The sequence below is a fragment of the Streptomyces sp. NPDC088732 genome (genome assembly GCF_044751205.1).
In the GTDB taxonomy this organism is placed as follows: domain Bacteria; phylum Actinomycetota; class Actinomycetes; order Streptomycetales; family Streptomycetaceae; genus Actinacidiphila.
Genome location: NZ_JBIVLI010000012.1, coordinates 65,048 through 79,325, shown reverse-complemented (window position 1 = coordinate 79,325; position 14,278 = coordinate 65,048). Strand labels below are relative to the sequence as shown.

At 71.7% G+C, this 14,278-nt stretch carries 15 protein-coding genes; 1 reads left to right on the top strand and 14 read right to left on the bottom strand.

Translation table 11 applies throughout. The features are described from left to right. Positions 1 to 36: 36 nt before the first annotated feature. Positions 37 to 618, bottom strand: coding sequence for a bifunctional pyr operon transcriptional regulator/uracil phosphoribosyltransferase PyrR (gene pyrR, locus ACIP9H_RS21185; RefSeq protein WP_401594202.1), 582 nt, complete (start codon positions 616 to 618; stop codon positions 37 to 39). Between the two features lie 218 nt (positions 619 to 836). Between pyrR and ACIP9H_RS21180 the strand changes: the two genes are divergently transcribed. Then, positions 837 to 1,337 carry a transcriptional regulator gene (locus ACIP9H_RS21180; RefSeq protein WP_319134973.1) on the top strand — a complete coding sequence of 167 codons (501 nt, stop codon included), beginning with the start codon at positions 837 to 839 and terminating at the stop codon, positions 1,335 to 1,337. 172 nt (positions 1,338 to 1,509) lie between these two features. Here the strand turns inward: ACIP9H_RS21180 and nusB are convergent, their stop codons facing one another. The 13 genes from nusB to ACIP9H_RS21115 all read right to left on the bottom strand — a co-directional run bounded on the left by nusB (position 1,510) and on the right by ACIP9H_RS21115 (position 14,166). Next, positions 1,510 to 1,950, bottom strand: a complete 441-nt coding sequence (nusB, locus tag ACIP9H_RS21175; RefSeq protein WP_360914908.1) for a transcription antitermination factor NusB — start codon at positions 1,948 to 1,950, stop codon at positions 1,510 to 1,512. Between the two features lie 2 nt (positions 1,951 to 1,952). Further along, the gene (gene efp, locus ACIP9H_RS21170; protein ID WP_401594197.1) at positions 1,953 to 2,519 is read right to left on the bottom strand and encodes an elongation factor P; all 567 of its coding nucleotides are present in this window, start codon (positions 2,517 to 2,519) and stop codon (positions 1,953 to 1,955) included. A 53-nt stretch (positions 2,520 to 2,572) separates the two neighbouring features. Beyond that, a complete protein-coding gene (locus ACIP9H_RS21165; protein WP_401594194.1) occupies positions 2,573 to 3,682 on the bottom strand; it encodes an aminopeptidase P family protein in 1,110 nt (369 codons plus the stop codon). 58 nt (positions 3,683 to 3,740) lie between these two features. Further along, entirely contained in the window at positions 3,741 to 4,529 is a 789-nt protein-coding gene (locus ACIP9H_RS21160; RefSeq protein WP_401594191.1) for an AAA family ATPase, read from the bottom strand. A 127-nt stretch (positions 4,530 to 4,656) separates the two neighbouring features. Continuing rightward, positions 4,657 to 5,760 (bottom strand): 3-dehydroquinate synthase, encoded by a 1,104-nt coding sequence (gene aroB, locus ACIP9H_RS21155; RefSeq protein ID WP_401594188.1) that lies wholly within the window; start codon positions 5,758 to 5,760, stop codon positions 4,657 to 4,659. Further along, positions 5,757 to 6,272 (bottom strand): shikimate kinase, encoded by a 516-nt coding sequence (locus ACIP9H_RS21150; protein ID WP_401594185.1) that lies wholly within the window; start codon positions 6,270 to 6,272, stop codon positions 5,757 to 5,759. Before ACIP9H_RS21150 ends, aroB begins: the two co-directional genes overlap by 4 nt. Beyond that, on the bottom strand, positions 6,269 to 7,453 hold the full coding sequence (gene aroC / locus ACIP9H_RS21145) for a chorismate synthase (protein WP_401594182.1): 1,185 nt from the start codon (positions 7,451 to 7,453) through the stop codon (positions 6,269 to 6,271). Before aroC ends, ACIP9H_RS21150 begins: the two co-directional genes overlap by 4 nt. A gap of 141 nt (positions 7,454 to 7,594) precedes the next feature. Next, a complete protein-coding gene (locus ACIP9H_RS21140; protein WP_401594179.1) occupies positions 7,595 to 8,431 on the bottom strand; it encodes a shikimate dehydrogenase in 837 nt (278 codons plus the stop codon). Beyond that, positions 8,431 to 10,173, bottom strand: coding sequence for an endolytic transglycosylase MltG (gene mltG / locus ACIP9H_RS21135; protein WP_401594176.1), 1,743 nt, complete (start codon positions 10,171 to 10,173; stop codon positions 8,431 to 8,433). Before mltG ends, ACIP9H_RS21140 begins: the two co-directional genes overlap by 1 nt. 131 nt (positions 10,174 to 10,304) lie before the next feature. Then, a complete protein-coding gene (gene ruvX, locus ACIP9H_RS21130; protein WP_401594173.1) occupies positions 10,305 to 10,778 on the bottom strand; it encodes a Holliday junction resolvase RuvX in 474 nt (157 codons plus the stop codon). Next, entirely contained in the window at positions 10,778 to 13,447 is a 2,670-nt protein-coding gene (gene alaS, locus ACIP9H_RS21125) for an alanine--tRNA ligase (RefSeq protein WP_401594170.1), read from the bottom strand. Before alaS ends, ruvX begins: the two co-directional genes overlap by 1 nt. Continuing rightward, positions 13,447 to 13,737, bottom strand: coding sequence for a DUF6167 family protein (locus ACIP9H_RS21120; protein WP_360914939.1), 291 nt, complete (start codon positions 13,735 to 13,737; stop codon positions 13,447 to 13,449). Before ACIP9H_RS21120 ends, alaS begins: the two co-directional genes overlap by 1 nt. A 6-nt stretch (positions 13,738 to 13,743) precedes the next feature. Beyond that, the gene (locus ACIP9H_RS21115; protein ID WP_401594167.1) at positions 13,744 to 14,166 is read right to left on the bottom strand and encodes a DUF948 domain-containing protein; all 423 of its coding nucleotides are present in this window, start codon (positions 14,164 to 14,166) and stop codon (positions 13,744 to 13,746) included. Positions 14,167 to 14,278 lie beyond the last annotated feature (112 nt).

Genomic DNA, 14,278 nt, shown 5'->3' with positions numbered 1-14,278 from the left:
GCATGGCTGTGCCCCGGGAGGCGGGGCGGAGCCGCGCTACTCGTCCGCCGGGGAGCCGTCGCGCACGCCGAGCAGGACGCAGTCGCGCCCGTCCTCCTCGGTCAGATGGACCTTGACGGTCTCGCGCAGCGAGGTGGGGATGTTCTTGCCGACGTAGTCGGCACGGATGGGCAGCTCGCGGTGGCCTCGGTCGACCAGGACGGCCAGCTGCACCGCCCGCGGGCGGCCGATGTCGCCCAGAGCGTCGAGGGCGGCGCGGATGGTGCGGCCGGAGAAGAGCACGTCGTCCACGAGGACGACCAGGCGGCGGTCCACGCCGTCGGCCGGGATCTCGGTGCGGGCGAGCGCGCGGGCCGGGCCGAGCCGCAGGTCGTCGCGGTACATGGTGATGTCGAGCGAGCCGACCGGGACCTTGCCGCCGGTGATGCCGTCGAGCTTGTCGGCGAGTCTGCGGGCCAAGTGGACGCCGCGGGTCGGAATGCCGAGGAGCACCACGTCGTCGGCGCCCTTGGCGCGTTCGACGATCTCGTGGGCGATGCGGGTCAGCACCCGCTCGATGTCCTGCGCCTCCAGCACGGGCCGGGACGGCACCGTTGAGGCCTCGCTGTGTGCGGCCATGAAAAATGGACCTCCTTCCCCGCCTCACTGGACGGGCCTTAAAGGACGCCAAAACGTACGAGACCACCGTACCAGGCCCGCTGACCTGCTCTGTCACGGGTGACGCGCCGACGACCTCGCTCGTCCGGGGGTACCGGTGTGGACCATTCGGCTTGACGGATTCCAATTACGCTGCGTAACCTCACAGTGAGTTACTGAGTTTCCGTCCGGGGAGCGTTATGTCCAGCGATTACGCCAAACAGCTCGGAGCGAAGCTCCGCGCCATCCGCACACAGCAGGGACTCTCCCTCCACGGCGTCGAGGAGAAGTCCCAGGGGCGCTGGAAGGCCGTCGTGGTCGGCTCGTACGAGCGTGGAGACCGCGCGGTGACGGTGCAGCGGCTCGCCGAGCTCGCCGATTTCTACGGCGTGCCGGTCCAGGAGCTGCTGCCCGGTTCCGCACCTGGTGGTGCCGCCGAGCCGCCGCCGAAGCTCGTCCTCGATCTCGAGCGCCTCAGCCAGGTGCCGTCCGACAAGGCCGGCCCGCTGCAGAGGTACGCCGCGACGATCCAGAGCCAGCGCGGCGACTACAACGGCAAGGTGCTGTCGATCCGCCAGGACGACCTGCGCACCCTCGCCGTCATCTACGACCAGTCGCCCTCGGTCCTGACCGAGCAGCTCATCGGCTGGGGCGTCCTCGACGCGGACGCACGGCGCGCGGTGCAGCACGAGGAGGGCTGACACCCTCGGGAAGCAGAAACGTTCACGCCCCTGTGCGGTGGCCCCCTGGGACACCGCACAGGGGCGCTTGTGTTCCGCGCCCGCGGCAGTGTGCCGTCCTGGCCCGCCGCACCCGGGCGTACGACGGGCCCGGAACGCGGTGCGTTCCGGGCCGGTGTCGCGGGACGGCGGCTCAGTCCTCGCGCAGATCCTCGCGCAGGCCCGGCTTGAGCTCCTTCAGACGGGCCAGCAGGCCGTTCACGAACGACGGCGAGTCGTCCGTGGAGAACTCCTTGGCCAGCTGCACGGCCTCGTCCAGGGCGACGGCATCGGGGACGTCGTCCTCCCACAGCAGCTCGTAGGCACCGAGCCGCAGGATGTTGCGATCGGCGACCGGCATCCGGTCGAGCGTCCAGCCCACGGCGTGCTTCGAGAGCAGTTCGTCGATGCGCTTCGCCCGTTCGGCGTAACCCTCGACGAGTTTCATGGTGTATTCGCTGACCGGCGGCTGCCGGTCGTCAGTGCGGGCGAGCCTGATCCAGTCCGCCATGGCTGACTTGGGGTCCACGCCCCGCTGCTCCGCCTCGAAGAGGATCTGGAAGGCACGCTTGCGGGCCTTGTTACGAGCGGCCACGGTTAGCCGTTCACCCGGCCGAGGTACTCACCCGTGCGGGTGTCGACCTTGATCTTCTCACCGGTGGTGATGAAGAGCGGGACACCGATCTCGTAGCCGGTCTCCAGCTTGGCGGGCTTGGTGCCACCGGTGGAGCGGTCGCCCTGGACGCCCGGCTCGGTGTACTCGATGACCAGCTCGACGGCGGCCGGGAGCTCGATGTACAGGGGCGCGCCCTCGTACATGGCGACGACGGCCTCGAAGCCCTCCAGGAGGAAGTGGGCGGCGTCGCCGACAACCTCGGGGGTGATGTAGATCTGGTCGTACGTGTCCATGTCCATGAACACGAAGCTCTCGCCGTCCTTGTAGGAGAACTGCATCCCGCGCTTGTCGACGTTGGCCGTCTCGACCTTCACGCCGGCGTTGAAGGTCTTGTCGACGACCTTGCCGGAGAGCACGTTCTTGAGCTTCGTACGGACGAAGGCGGGGCCCTTGCCGGGCTTGACGTGCTGGAACTCGACTACGGACCAGAGCTGGCCGCCGTCGAGCTTGAGCACGATGCCGTTCTTGAGGTCGTTCGTGGTGGCCACGGTTGCGGAATCTCCTGCACTGCTGCTTCGGGGACCAAACAGGTGCCCGCCCGCTACAGGGCGAGCAGCTCCTTGGTCGTGATGGTGAGTAGCTCGGGCCCGCCGTCCGTCGGGGGACGCACGACGAGTGTGTCGTCGATCCGGACACCGCCGCGGCCCGGGAGGTGAACCCCCGGTTCGACGGTGACCGGCACGCAAGCGTCCAGTTTACCCATGGCGGCAGGCGACAACCGAGGGTCCTCGCCGATCTCCAGGCCGACCCCGTGTCCCGTGCTCTCCCCCAGCGCGTCCCCGTAGCCGCCGGACTCCAGGACGTGCCGGGCGGCATGGTCCACGTCGCGGCAGGCGGCCCCCGGTGCCAGCGCCTCCCGGCCGGCCCGCTGGGCGGCGAAGACGAGGTCGTACAGCTCGATCTGCCAGTCGGCGGGGGACGTGCCGATGACGAAGGTCCGGCCGACCTCGCAGCGGTAGCCGCGGTAGCAGGCGCCCAGCCGCACGGTCAGGAAGTCGCCCTCCTCGACCCGCCGGTCGGTGGGCAGATGGCGCGAGGCGCCGGAGTGCGGCCCGGTGCCGACGCAGGTGGGGAAGGCCGGGCCGTCGGCGCCGTGGTCGATGAGGCGGCGCTCCAGCTCCAGCGCGAGATGGCGTTCGGTCCGCCCCACCAGGATGGACTCCAGCAGCTCGCTGAGGGCCTGGTCGGCGATCTCGGCGGCGATGCGCAGGGCGGAGATCTCCTGCTCGTCCTTGACCAGCCGGAGCTGCTCGACGGCCGTCCCCAGGTCGGTCAGGCGGACGCCGGGCGCGGCCTCGCCCATCGCGCGGTGCCGGGCGACCGTGAGGTGGTGCTCCTCCACGGCCACGGTCGCGGCCTTCCGCTCGCCGGCCAGGGCGGCGGCGGCCACCGCCGGGTCCGCGTCGGGGGACGGCAGCACGACGGTGCGCACGTCGTCGGGGAGGCGGCCCTCCGCGAGGTCGCCGGAGGGATGGCGGCCGTGCACCAGCACGTCCTCGGGCCCCGGGGTGATCAGCAGCACCGTGCCCGGCGGGGCGCAGCCGGTCAGGTAGCGGACGTTCGCGGGGCGGGAGACCAGCGCCGCCGCCGCTCCGGACGCCGCGCAACGGTCCCGCAGTCGTTCCCTGCGGGCAGCGTGCACCTCGGACATGTGGTGAGCGTACGTCGGGTCCCGCCGCTCGGCCTGTCGAGGCGGGCCGCCCGGCCGCCTACCAGGCGGGCGGTCCCTGCAGGCTGCGCGCGACGACGCTGTCGAGGGCGGCGGCCGCCGCCGCCACGTCCAGGTGCGAGTTGTCGATGATGGGCAGCCCGGACCCGTACCAGCCGGCCATGCGGCCGTGGATGCGGGCGACCTCCTCGTCGGTCAGCCGCCGGTTGCCGGTGCGCTGCGCGTTGCGGGCCAGCACGACGTCGAGGCCGGGGAGCAGGACGACGGGCAGCAGGCCCGGGCCGACGTGGCGCTTCCAGCCGCCGAGGCCGACGACGGGGCGGTCGGGGAAGACGGCGTCGTCGATGATGCAGGAGATGCCGTTCGCCAGGAAGTTGCGGGCAGCGAAGCCGCAGGTGCGGCGGGCGAGACGGTACTGCGCCTCGGAGTTGTCGTTCCAGCCCGACTGGGGGTCGGCGAAGCCGGAGCGCACCCATTCGCGCACGTCGTCCAGGCTGATGTGGGCGGTGGGGACACCGCGGTGGTCGGCCCAGTGGCGGGCGATCGTGGTCTTCCCGGCTCCCGCGGCGCCGATCAGCAGGACGGCCACGGGGCCGTACCCGGGGCGCGGACGGGGGGCGCCGGGGCTCGTACCGGGATCCGCGCCGGGGTGGGCACCGGCCTGGTGGACCTGCTCGGGCGGCCGTCCCGGGTGCTGGACGGGGGCTCCTGGTGCCATCGGGAAGTGACCGGTCGCCGCCGGTGGCTGCTGCGGCGGCGGTCCCGGCGGGCCGGACACCGGCTGCCCGCCGTGCGGCGGTGGCAGAGGCGCGCCCACGCCATGCTGCATCGCGGCCACTCCGTCCCGTACAAGTGCTTTCAGGTTCGACCGAACGGTACCGTCAACGGCCGCAGTTGTGTGAACGGCCGGGTCACCCGCGAGGTGCCCGGCCGTTCTGCGGCAGTGGTGCCGGTGGCTACTTGGAGATCTCGGCGTAGGCGGCGAGGAGCACCGCGGGGTCGGGCGCCTCCAGGACGGTGGGCTTGGCGAGGGCGTCGAGGACGATGAAGCGGAGCCGGTCGCCGCGGGACTTCTTGTCGACCTTCATGGTCTCCAGCAGCCGCGGCCACTGGTCCCCGCGGTAGGTCAGCGGCAGCCCCACGGACCCCAGCACCGCACGGTGGCGGTCCGCGGTGGCGTCGTCCAACCGCCCGGCGAGGCGGCCGAGTTCGGCGGCGAAGACCATGCCGATGGAGACGGCCGCACCGTGCCGCCAGTCGTACCGCTCGTTCTTCTCGATGGCGTGGCCGAGGGTGTGGCCGTAGTTGAGGATCTCCCGCAGGCCCGACTCCTTGAGGTCCGCGGAGACCACCTCGGCCTTGACCCGGATGGCCCGCTCGATCAGCTCCGCGGTGTGGGCGCCGTCAGGGGTGCGGGCGGCGGCCGGGTCGCCCTCGATCAGGTCGAGGATGACCGGGTCGGCGATGAAGCCCGCCTTGATGATCTCCGCGAGGCCGCTGACGTAGTCGTTGACCGCGAGCGACTCCAGGGCGGCGAGGTCGCACAGCACACCGGCCGGCGGGTGGAAGGCACCGACGAGGTTCTTGCCCTCGGCGGTGTTGATGCCGGTCTTGCCGCCGACGGCCGCGTCCACCATGCCGAGCACCGTGGTGGGGACGGCGATCCAGCGGACGCCGCGCAGCCAGGTGGCGGCGACGAAGCCGGCCAGGTCGGTGGTGGCGCCGCCGCCGACGCCCACGACGACGTCCGTGCGGGTGAACCCGGACTGGCCGAGCGCCTTCCAGCAGTACGCGGCGACCTCGGCGGTCTTGGCCTCCTCCGCGTTGGGCACCTGGATCGCCACGGCCTCGTAGCCCTGCTCCGCCAGGTCGTCGCGGAGCGCCTCGCCGGTGGCGGACAGCGCCTCGGGATGGATGACGGCCACCCGTACGGCCTTGTCGCCGATCAGGCCGGGCAGCTCGCCGAGGAGCTGCCGGCCGACCAGGACCTCGTACGGCTCGGTGCCCTGGCTGCCCCCGACAGGGATGCGGACGGTGGCGTGGGCGGCGTGCTCGGTCATGCGGTCTTCAGCTCCAGTGCGTCCAGGACGGCGTCGGCGACGTCCTCGGGGGTGCGGTCCGCCGTGCTGACCACGGCGCGGGCGACCTCGGTGTACAGCGGTCGCCGGGCGTCCATCAGCTCCCGCCACTGCCGTCGCGGGTTGACGGCGAGCAGCGGGCGGGCGGCGTCGAGACCGACGCGCTTGACGGCCTCGGCGACGTCCATGTCGAGGAAGACCACGGGCAGGCCCGCGAGCAGCCCGCGCGTGTCCGCGTCGAGGACGGCACCGCCGCCGAGCGCGAGCACTCCGGGGTGCTCGGCCAGCGCGGCGCGCACCGCCCGGGCCTCCAGGGCCCGGAAGTGCTCCTCGCCGTCCTCCACGAAGATGTCGGAGATCGGCCGGCCCTCGGCCTCGACGATGTCGGCGTCGGTGTCGCGGCAGCTCACACCGAGCCGTTCGGCCAGCAGTTCGCCCACGGTGGTCTTGCCCACGCCCATCGGCCCGACCAGGACGACGACCGGGGCGCTCACCGGATCGCCAGGTGGTCGAGGTAGCCGCGCACATTGCGGCGGGTCTCGGTGACGCTGTCGCCGCCGAACTTCTCGGCGACCGCGTCGGCGAGCACCAGGGCGACCATCGCCTCGGCCACGATGCCCGCGGCCGGGACGGCACAGACGTCGGAACGCTGGTGGTGGGCCTGGGTGGCCTCGCCGGTGGTCACGTCCACGGTGGCCAGGGCGCGCGGCACGGTGGCGATGGGCTTCATCGCGGCGCGCACCCGCAGCAGTTCGCCGGTGGACAGGCCGCCCTCGGTGCCGCCGGAGCGGCCGGAGGAGCGGCGGATGCCGTCGGGCGTGGCCACGATCTCGTCGTGCGCCTTGGAGCCGGGGACTCGCGCGAGCTCGAAGCCGTCGCCGACCTCGACGCCCTTGATCGCCTGGATGCCCATGAGGGCCGCGGCAAGACGCGCGTCGAGGCGGCGGTCCCAGTGGACGTGGCTGCCGAGACCGACCGGCACGCCGTACGCCAGCACCTCGACGACGCCGCCGAGGGTGTCGCCGTCCTTGTGGGCCTGGTCGATCTCCGCGACCATCCGCTTGCTCGCGTCGGAGTCGAGGCAGCGCACGGGGTCGGCGTCGAGCTTGTCGACGTCGGCCGGCGTGGGCAGGACGCCGTACGGGGCCTTGGCGGAGGCGAGTTCCACGACGTGCGAGACGATCTCGATGCCGGCCGTCTCCTTGAGGTACGAGCGGGCCACGGCGCCGAGCGCCACGCGGGCCGCGGTCTCGCGGGCGGAGGCGCGCTCCAGGATCGGCCGGGCCTCGTCGAAGCCGTACTTCTGCATGCCGGCGAGGTCGGCGTGACCGGGGCGCGGACGGGTCAGCGGGGCGTTGCGGGCGAGTCCGGCGAGGATCTCGGGGTCGACCGGGTCGGCCGACATGACCTGCTCCCACTTGGGCCACTCGGTGTTGCCGACCATGATCGCGACCGGCGAGCCCATGGTCAGCCCGTGGCGCACGCCGCCGAGGAAGGTGACCTGGTCCTGCTCGAACTTCATGCGGGCACCGCGGCCGTAGCCCAGCCGCCGCCGCGCGAGGTGGTCCGCCACCATGGCGGTGGTGATCGGCACGCCGGAGGGCAGCCCCTCCAGCGTCGCGACGAGTGCGGGGCCGTGCGACTCCCCCGCGGTCAGCCAGCGCAACGTGCTCAACGGTGCTCGCTCCTTCTCCATGGGCCGTCCCGCGGCAGGGCGGGCCGGACCGGCCGTGCGTACTGCGATCCTTTCACGTATCCGTGCAAGGGCCGAGCACGGTCCGCCGAGCGGACACCGGGCGCCGTCGGTCCGCGGGGCTCAGGAGCGGTGCAGCGCCGCCTCGCCCGCGGCGCGCATCGCCGCCAGGGGGGCGGGCCGGCGGCCGGTCATCATCTCCACCTGGAGCACCGCCTGGTGCACGAGCAGGTCGAGCCCGCCGACCAGCGCTCCCCCGCGTTCGGACCACGCGGCGGCCAGTGCGGTCGGCCACGGGTCGTAGAGCACGTCGAACAGCGTGCCGGGGGCCTGGGGCACCGCCGCGGCGAGCGCGTCCGTGGTGCCGGCCGGGGTCGTGGCGATCACCAGGGGCGCGCCGAACGCGCGGTGCGCGTCCTCCCATGCGGCCGTGCGCACGGTCACACCCAGCCGCTCGCCCCACTGCCGCATCTCGGCCGCACGGGCCGTGCTGCGCACATAGGCGGTGACCTCGCCGTCGCAGATCTGCGCCAGCGCGGCCAGCGCGGAGGACGCGGTCGCGCCCGCTCCCAGGACCGCGGCCGATGCCACCCGCCCGACCCCGCGTTCCCGCAGGGCCGCGACCATGCCCGGGATGTCGGTGTTGTCGCCGGTGCGGCGGCCGTCCTCGGCGAACACCACGGTGTTCACGGCCTCCACCGACGCCGCGGTGTCACTGACCACGTCGAGCAGGGGGATCACCGCACGCTTGAGCGGCATCGTCAGCGACAGCCCGGCCCAGCGCCGGCCGCCCTGCCCCAGCTCCTCCAGGAATCCGGGCAGGGCCTCCTCACCGACGTCGAACCGGTCGTACGTCCAGTCGTCCAGCCCCAGCTCCGCGTAGGCGGCGCGGTGCAGCACAGGCGACAAGGAGTGGGCGATCGGCGATCCGAGGACCGCCGCCCGCTTGCCGTCGCTCATCAACCGCCGTGCTCCCGCTGGTACTCGTTGAACTCCTTGACGTTCTTGTCGTGCTCGGCCTGGCTGTTGGTGAAGCGCGTGTCACCGGGCTTGACCGTCACGAAGTAGAGCCAGTTGCCCTTCGTCGGGTGCAGCGCCGCCTCGATCGCCTGGTGGCCGGGGTTGCCGATCGGGCCCGGCGGCAGGCCCTTGTGGTTGTACGTGTTGTAGGGCGACGGGTCCTTGGTGTCGGCCGTCGACGTGTTGAGGGTGCTGCGGCCCTTGGCGTAGTTGATCGTCGAGTCGAAGCCCAGGAACATGTCCTGGTCGAGGCGGTTGTAGATGACCCGCGAGACCTTGCCGAACTCGTCGTCCTCCTTCGCCTCGGCCTGTACCAGGCTGGCGATGGTGATGACCTCGTGCGGCGACATGCCGGCCTTCTTCGCCTGCCCCTGCAGGTCGTCCTTCTCGTACTCCGCCGTGGCCTGCTTGACCATCTGCTTCAGCAGTTCCTCGGGCTTCATGTCCTTGGCGATGCTGTAGCGCGAGGGGAAGAGGAAGCCTTCCAGCGGGTCCTTTATGTCGGCCCCGTCGTCCGCCCAGGACGGCATGCCGAGCTTGTCGGCCTGGGCCGTGGCGACCTTCTTCGTGGTGCCCTCGTCCAGTCCCAGCTTGGCGTCGATGGTCGAGTAGATCTGCGCGTCCCGCAGACCCTCGGCGATGATCAGGACCTTTTGGGACGTGGGGTCGAGCATCATCTTGACGGCGCTGGCGGCGGACATCTGCTTCTTGAGGACGTACACGCCGGCCTGGATGAAGTTGCCCTTGGGGTTCTGGTTGCTGGCGGTGGTGAACGCGTCGACGCTCTTGACCACGCCGGCTTTCTTGAGGATGTTGCCGATCTCGATACCGCTGGCGCCCTGCGGGATCTCGACCTGCACCTCTCCGGAGCCCTGGCCCGCGAAGTCGGGGGCCGGGCCGAAGTGCGACTGGTAGTACCCGTAGCCGAAGTACGTCACGCCGGCCAGGCCGCCGCCGAGCACCACGAGCACGACCAGGCAGGCCATGCCGCTGCGGCGCTTCTTGCCGCCCTTGCCCTTGCCGCCCTTGCCCCCGCGACGGTCGCCGCGGCCGCCGGCGCGGTCGTCGTCGTCCTCGTCGTCGTCACCGCCGCCGGAGAAGAAGGCGTGGTCGTCGGCGGCCTCCGCTTCGTCGTCCCACTCGGGACGGGACGGCTCCTGCTGCCGGCGCTGCGGTTGCGGGCGCTGGGGCTGGGGCTGCGGCCGCTGCGGGACCTGCTCCGGCGGCGTCTGCTCGTAGCCCTGCGGGACCTGCTGCTGCTCCTGGTACCGCTGGTCCGGCGGCTGCGGCGGCGGGTAGCCGTTCTGGCCGTAGTAGTCGGGCTGCGGCTGGCCGCCGGCGTAGGGGTCGCCGCCGTAGCCGGCCGGATTGCCCCAGGAGGGGTCGTACTGCTGCTGCTGGGGGTCGTACGGGTACTGCGGCTGCTGGCCGGTGCCGGCGTACGGGTCCCAGCCGCCCTGCTGCTGGTACTGCTGCGGTTGCTGTTGCGGGTGTTGCTGGGGATATTGCTGTTGCTGCTGGGAATGCTGCTGCGGGTACTGCTGTTGTTGCTGCTGGGCCTGAGGGTGCGGCTGCTGCTGGTGGGGATGCTGCTGAGGCTGCTGCTGACCCCACTGATCACCGAAGAGAGGGTCTTCGGGGTGCCATGCTTCGGAGCCTGAGCTCCGGCCATAGTCAGTCATCGATCCCCTACGGTTCGGTTCGCGAGGCGGCAGCAGGCCGGCGCCGGTGGCACGGCCCAGGTCGACCGGCCCTGGGCACCTCGGCTCCGCGATGGAGCCGCTGTGTCGCGCGGAACGTTACCGTACCGCGATCAGATAAAAGGTTCGACGCTCTCTCCGGGAGCTTTCCCGGACACCCGTTCGGTCTCCAGGGCACTCTGCAGGATAACGACAGCAGCGGCCTGATCGACGACCGAACGTCCCTTCTTCGCCGTCACACCCGAAGCGCGCAGCCCCTGGGTGGCGGTCACCGTGGTCATTCGCTCGTCCACCAGCCGCACCGGGACCGGCGAGATGATCTTAGCCACATCCTCGGCGAACCCACGCGCCTTGGCCGCGGCCGGCCCTTCCCGCCCGCTGAGCGAGCGGGGCAGGCCGACCAGGACCTCGATCGGCTCGTACTCCTCGACGATCTGCGCGATGCGCCGGCGCGCGGCCGGGACGTCCCGGCCGGGCACCGTCTCCACCGGTGTGGCGAGGACCCCGTCGGGGTCGCACGAGGCGACCCCGATGCGGGCGTCCCCGACGTCGATCGCGATCCTGCGACCCCTGCGTACGAGCGACATCAGACCGTCTCGGCGACCAGACGCTGCACCGCGGCGACGGCGTCGCCGACGGCGTCGGCGTTCTGACCGCCGCCCTGGGCGACGTCCGGCTTGCCGCCGCCACCGCCGCCGAGGGTCTTGGCGGCGGTGCGGACCAGGTCGCCGGCCTTCAGACCGCGCTCACGGGCGGCCTCGTTGGTGGCGATCACGGTCAGCGGGCGGTCATTGGCCACGGTGAACAGCGCCACGACGGCCGGGCGGCCGCCGGTGATCCGCTGGCGGACGTCGAGGACGAGCTTGCGCAGGTCGTCCGCGCTCGTGCCGTCCGGGACCTGGCCGGTCACCACGGCGACGCCCTTGACGTCCTGGGCGGACTCCGCGAGGCCCGCGGCGGCCTGCAGGACCTTCTCGGCGCGGAAGCGCTCGATCTCCTTCTCGGCGTCCTTGAGCTTGGCGAGCATGCCGGCGATCTTCTCCGGGAGCTCCTCCGAGCGGCCCTTGACCAGCTGCTGGAGCTGGGCGACGACCGTGTGCTCGCGGGCCAGGAAGTTGTACGCGTCCACGCCCACCAGGGCCTCGACGCGGCGCACGCCGGAGCCGATCGAGGACTCGCCGAGCAGCTTCACCAGGCCCAGCTGGGCGGTGTTGTGGACGTGCGTGCCGCCGCACAGCTCCTTGGAGTAGTCGCCGATGGTCACCACGCGCACGCGCTCGCCGTACTTCTCGCCGAACTCGGCGATGGCGCCCGCCTTCTTGGCGTCGTCGATGCTCATGACCTCGGCGGTGACGTCGAGTTCACGGGCGAGCACGGCGTTGATCTTCTGCTCGACGTCCGTGAGCACGCTGCCGGGTACGGCGGCCGGCGAGCCGAAGTCGAAGCGGAAGCGGCCCGGGGAGTTCTCCGAGCCGGCCTGGGCGGCCGTGGGGCCGAGGGCGTCGCGCAGCGCCTGGTGCGTGAGGTGCGTGGCGCTGTGGGCGCGGGCGATGGCGCGGCGGCGGCCCAGGTCGATCCTGGCGAGGACGCCGGAGCCGACCGTCACCTCGCCGACCTGGACACTGCCCTTGTGCACAGTGACGCCCGGCACGGGCTGCTGCACGTCCCGGATCTCGATGACGGCGCCGGAGTCGGTGCGGATGCGGCCGGTGTCGGCGAGCTGGCCGCCACCCTCGGCGTAGAAGGGGGTGCGGTCGAGGATGACCTCGACCTCGTCGCCCTCGTTGGCGGCCGGCGACGGCACGCCGTCCACCAGCAGGCCGACGACGCTGGCCTCGCCCTCGTTGTCGGTGTAGCCGGTGAACACGGTCGTGCCGGCGGAGTCGGCGACGGCGCGGTAGGCCGACAGGTCGGCGTGGCCGCTCTTCTTCACCATGGCGTCGGCCTTGGCGCGGTCCCGCTGCTCCTTCATCAGGCGGCGGAAGCCGTCCTCGTCCACCGACAGGCCCTGCTCGGAGGCCATTTCGAGGGTGAGGTCGATCGGGAAGCCCCAGGTGTCGTGGAGCAGGAAGGCCTTGTCGCCGGGGAGCACGGAGGAGCCGGCGGCCTTGGTCTCGGTGACGGCCGTGTCGAGGATGTTCGTGCCGGCCTTGAGCGTCTTGAGGAAGGCGTTCTCCTCGGCGACGGCGACCGTCTCGATGCGCTTGCGGTCGTCGGCCAGCTCCGGGTACTGCTGCCCCATCGTCGTGATGACGGCGTCGACCAGGTCGAGGACGACCGGGTCGGTGGCGCCCAGCAGGCGCATGTTGCGGATGGCACGGCGCATGATGCGGCGCAGCACATAGCCGCGGCCCTCGTTGCCGGGCGTGACACCGTCGCCGATGAGCATGACGGACGTGCGCATGTGGTCGGCGACCACGCGCAGGGAGACGTCGGACTCGTGGGCGGCACCATAGGCGACGCCGGTGAGCTCGGTGGCCTTGTCGATGACCACGCGCAGGGTGTCGGTCTCGTACATGTTCTGCACGTCCTGCAGGATCATGGCGAGACGCTCGAGACCGAGGCCGGTGTCGATGTTCTTGGCGGGCAGGTCGCCGAGGATCGGGAACTCCTCCTTGCCCGTGCCCTCCCCGCGCTCGTACTGCATGAAGACCAGGTTCCAGATCTCCACGTACCGCTCGTCGTTGACGGCCGGGCCGCCCTCGACGCCGAACTCGGGACCGCGGTCGTAGTTGATCTCGGAGCACGGGCCGCAGGGACCCGGGACGCCCATGGACCAGAAGTTGTCCTTCATGCCCAGGCGCTGGATGCGCTCGGCGGGCACGCCCACCACGTCGCGCCAGATCTGCTCGGCCTCGTCGTCGTCCTTGTAGACGGTGATCCACAGCCGCTCGGGGTCGAGCCCGTAACCGCCGTCCGCCACGGAGCTGGTGAGCAGCTCCCAGGCGAACTTGATGGCGCCTTCCTTGAAGTAGTCCCCGAAGGAGAAGTTGCCGCACATCTGGAAGAACGTGCCGTGCCGCGTGGTCTTGCCGACCTCTTCGATGTCGGGCGTGCGGACGCACTTCTGCACGCTGGTGGCGCGCGGGAAGGGCGGCTTGACCTCACCCAGGAAGTAGGGCTTGAACGGGACCATGCCCGCGGGCACCAGAAGAAGGGTCGGGTCGTCGGCGATGAGCGACGCCGACGGCACGACGGTGTGCCCGCGCTCCTCGAAGAAGCGCAGCCAGCGGCGGCGGATTTCTGCCGACTCCATCAGTGATCGTCCTTCCGGTGGTGGTACGCGATCGCCGGCCGCTGAGCCGGCATGTCGAGATCGGGGGCCGTACGGCCCAGTTGGTCGTTCAGCTGGTCCTCGCGCTCGGCCATGCCGGCGCGGACGTCCTGGGCGAAGGTGCGCAACCGGCCCCCTGCCTCCAGGGCCTTGTCGGCCGCCTTCGCGGCGAGGCTCTCGGGGGTCAGGCCGCGCACGGTGCGCTGGACCTTGGTGGTGGCCCAGACTCCGGCGGCGGCACCGGCGGTGAACCAGAAAGCACGGCGGAACATGGCAGGTCAGCCCCTCGACTTACGGCTGCGGGCGGACGGGAGCGTCCGGCCGAGGACCACGGTGCGCTTCTTGGCGGCGCCCTTGGTCTGCAGGTTGACCGCGCGCCGCACCCCGTAGCCGAAGGCCGCGACCTTCACCAGGGGGCCGCCGAACGTGGAGGCGACGGTCGTGGACAGCGCGGAGGCGTTGGCGGTCACCTCGGCGACGTCGGAGGTGATGGTCTCCACGCGGGCCAGCTGCGCGTGCGCGGAGCGCACCGCCTCGGAGGCCTCGCCGAGCAGCGGTACGGCCCGGTCGGTCACCTCGGCGACCAGCCGGGTGGCCTGCCGGAGCGCCTGGGCGAGCCGCACCAGCGCCACGGCGAGGAACGACACCAGGATCGCCCAGAAGACCGCCACGATGAGGCCGGCCACCTCTCCACCGGACACGCTGCTGCTCCCTCGGATCGCCACGTCAACCAGGTAACGACCTTATCGTGACGGGCCCCGCACTCCGTACCGCATTACCCCCCGCGGCACCGTTCGGACTGTACGTTCCGCT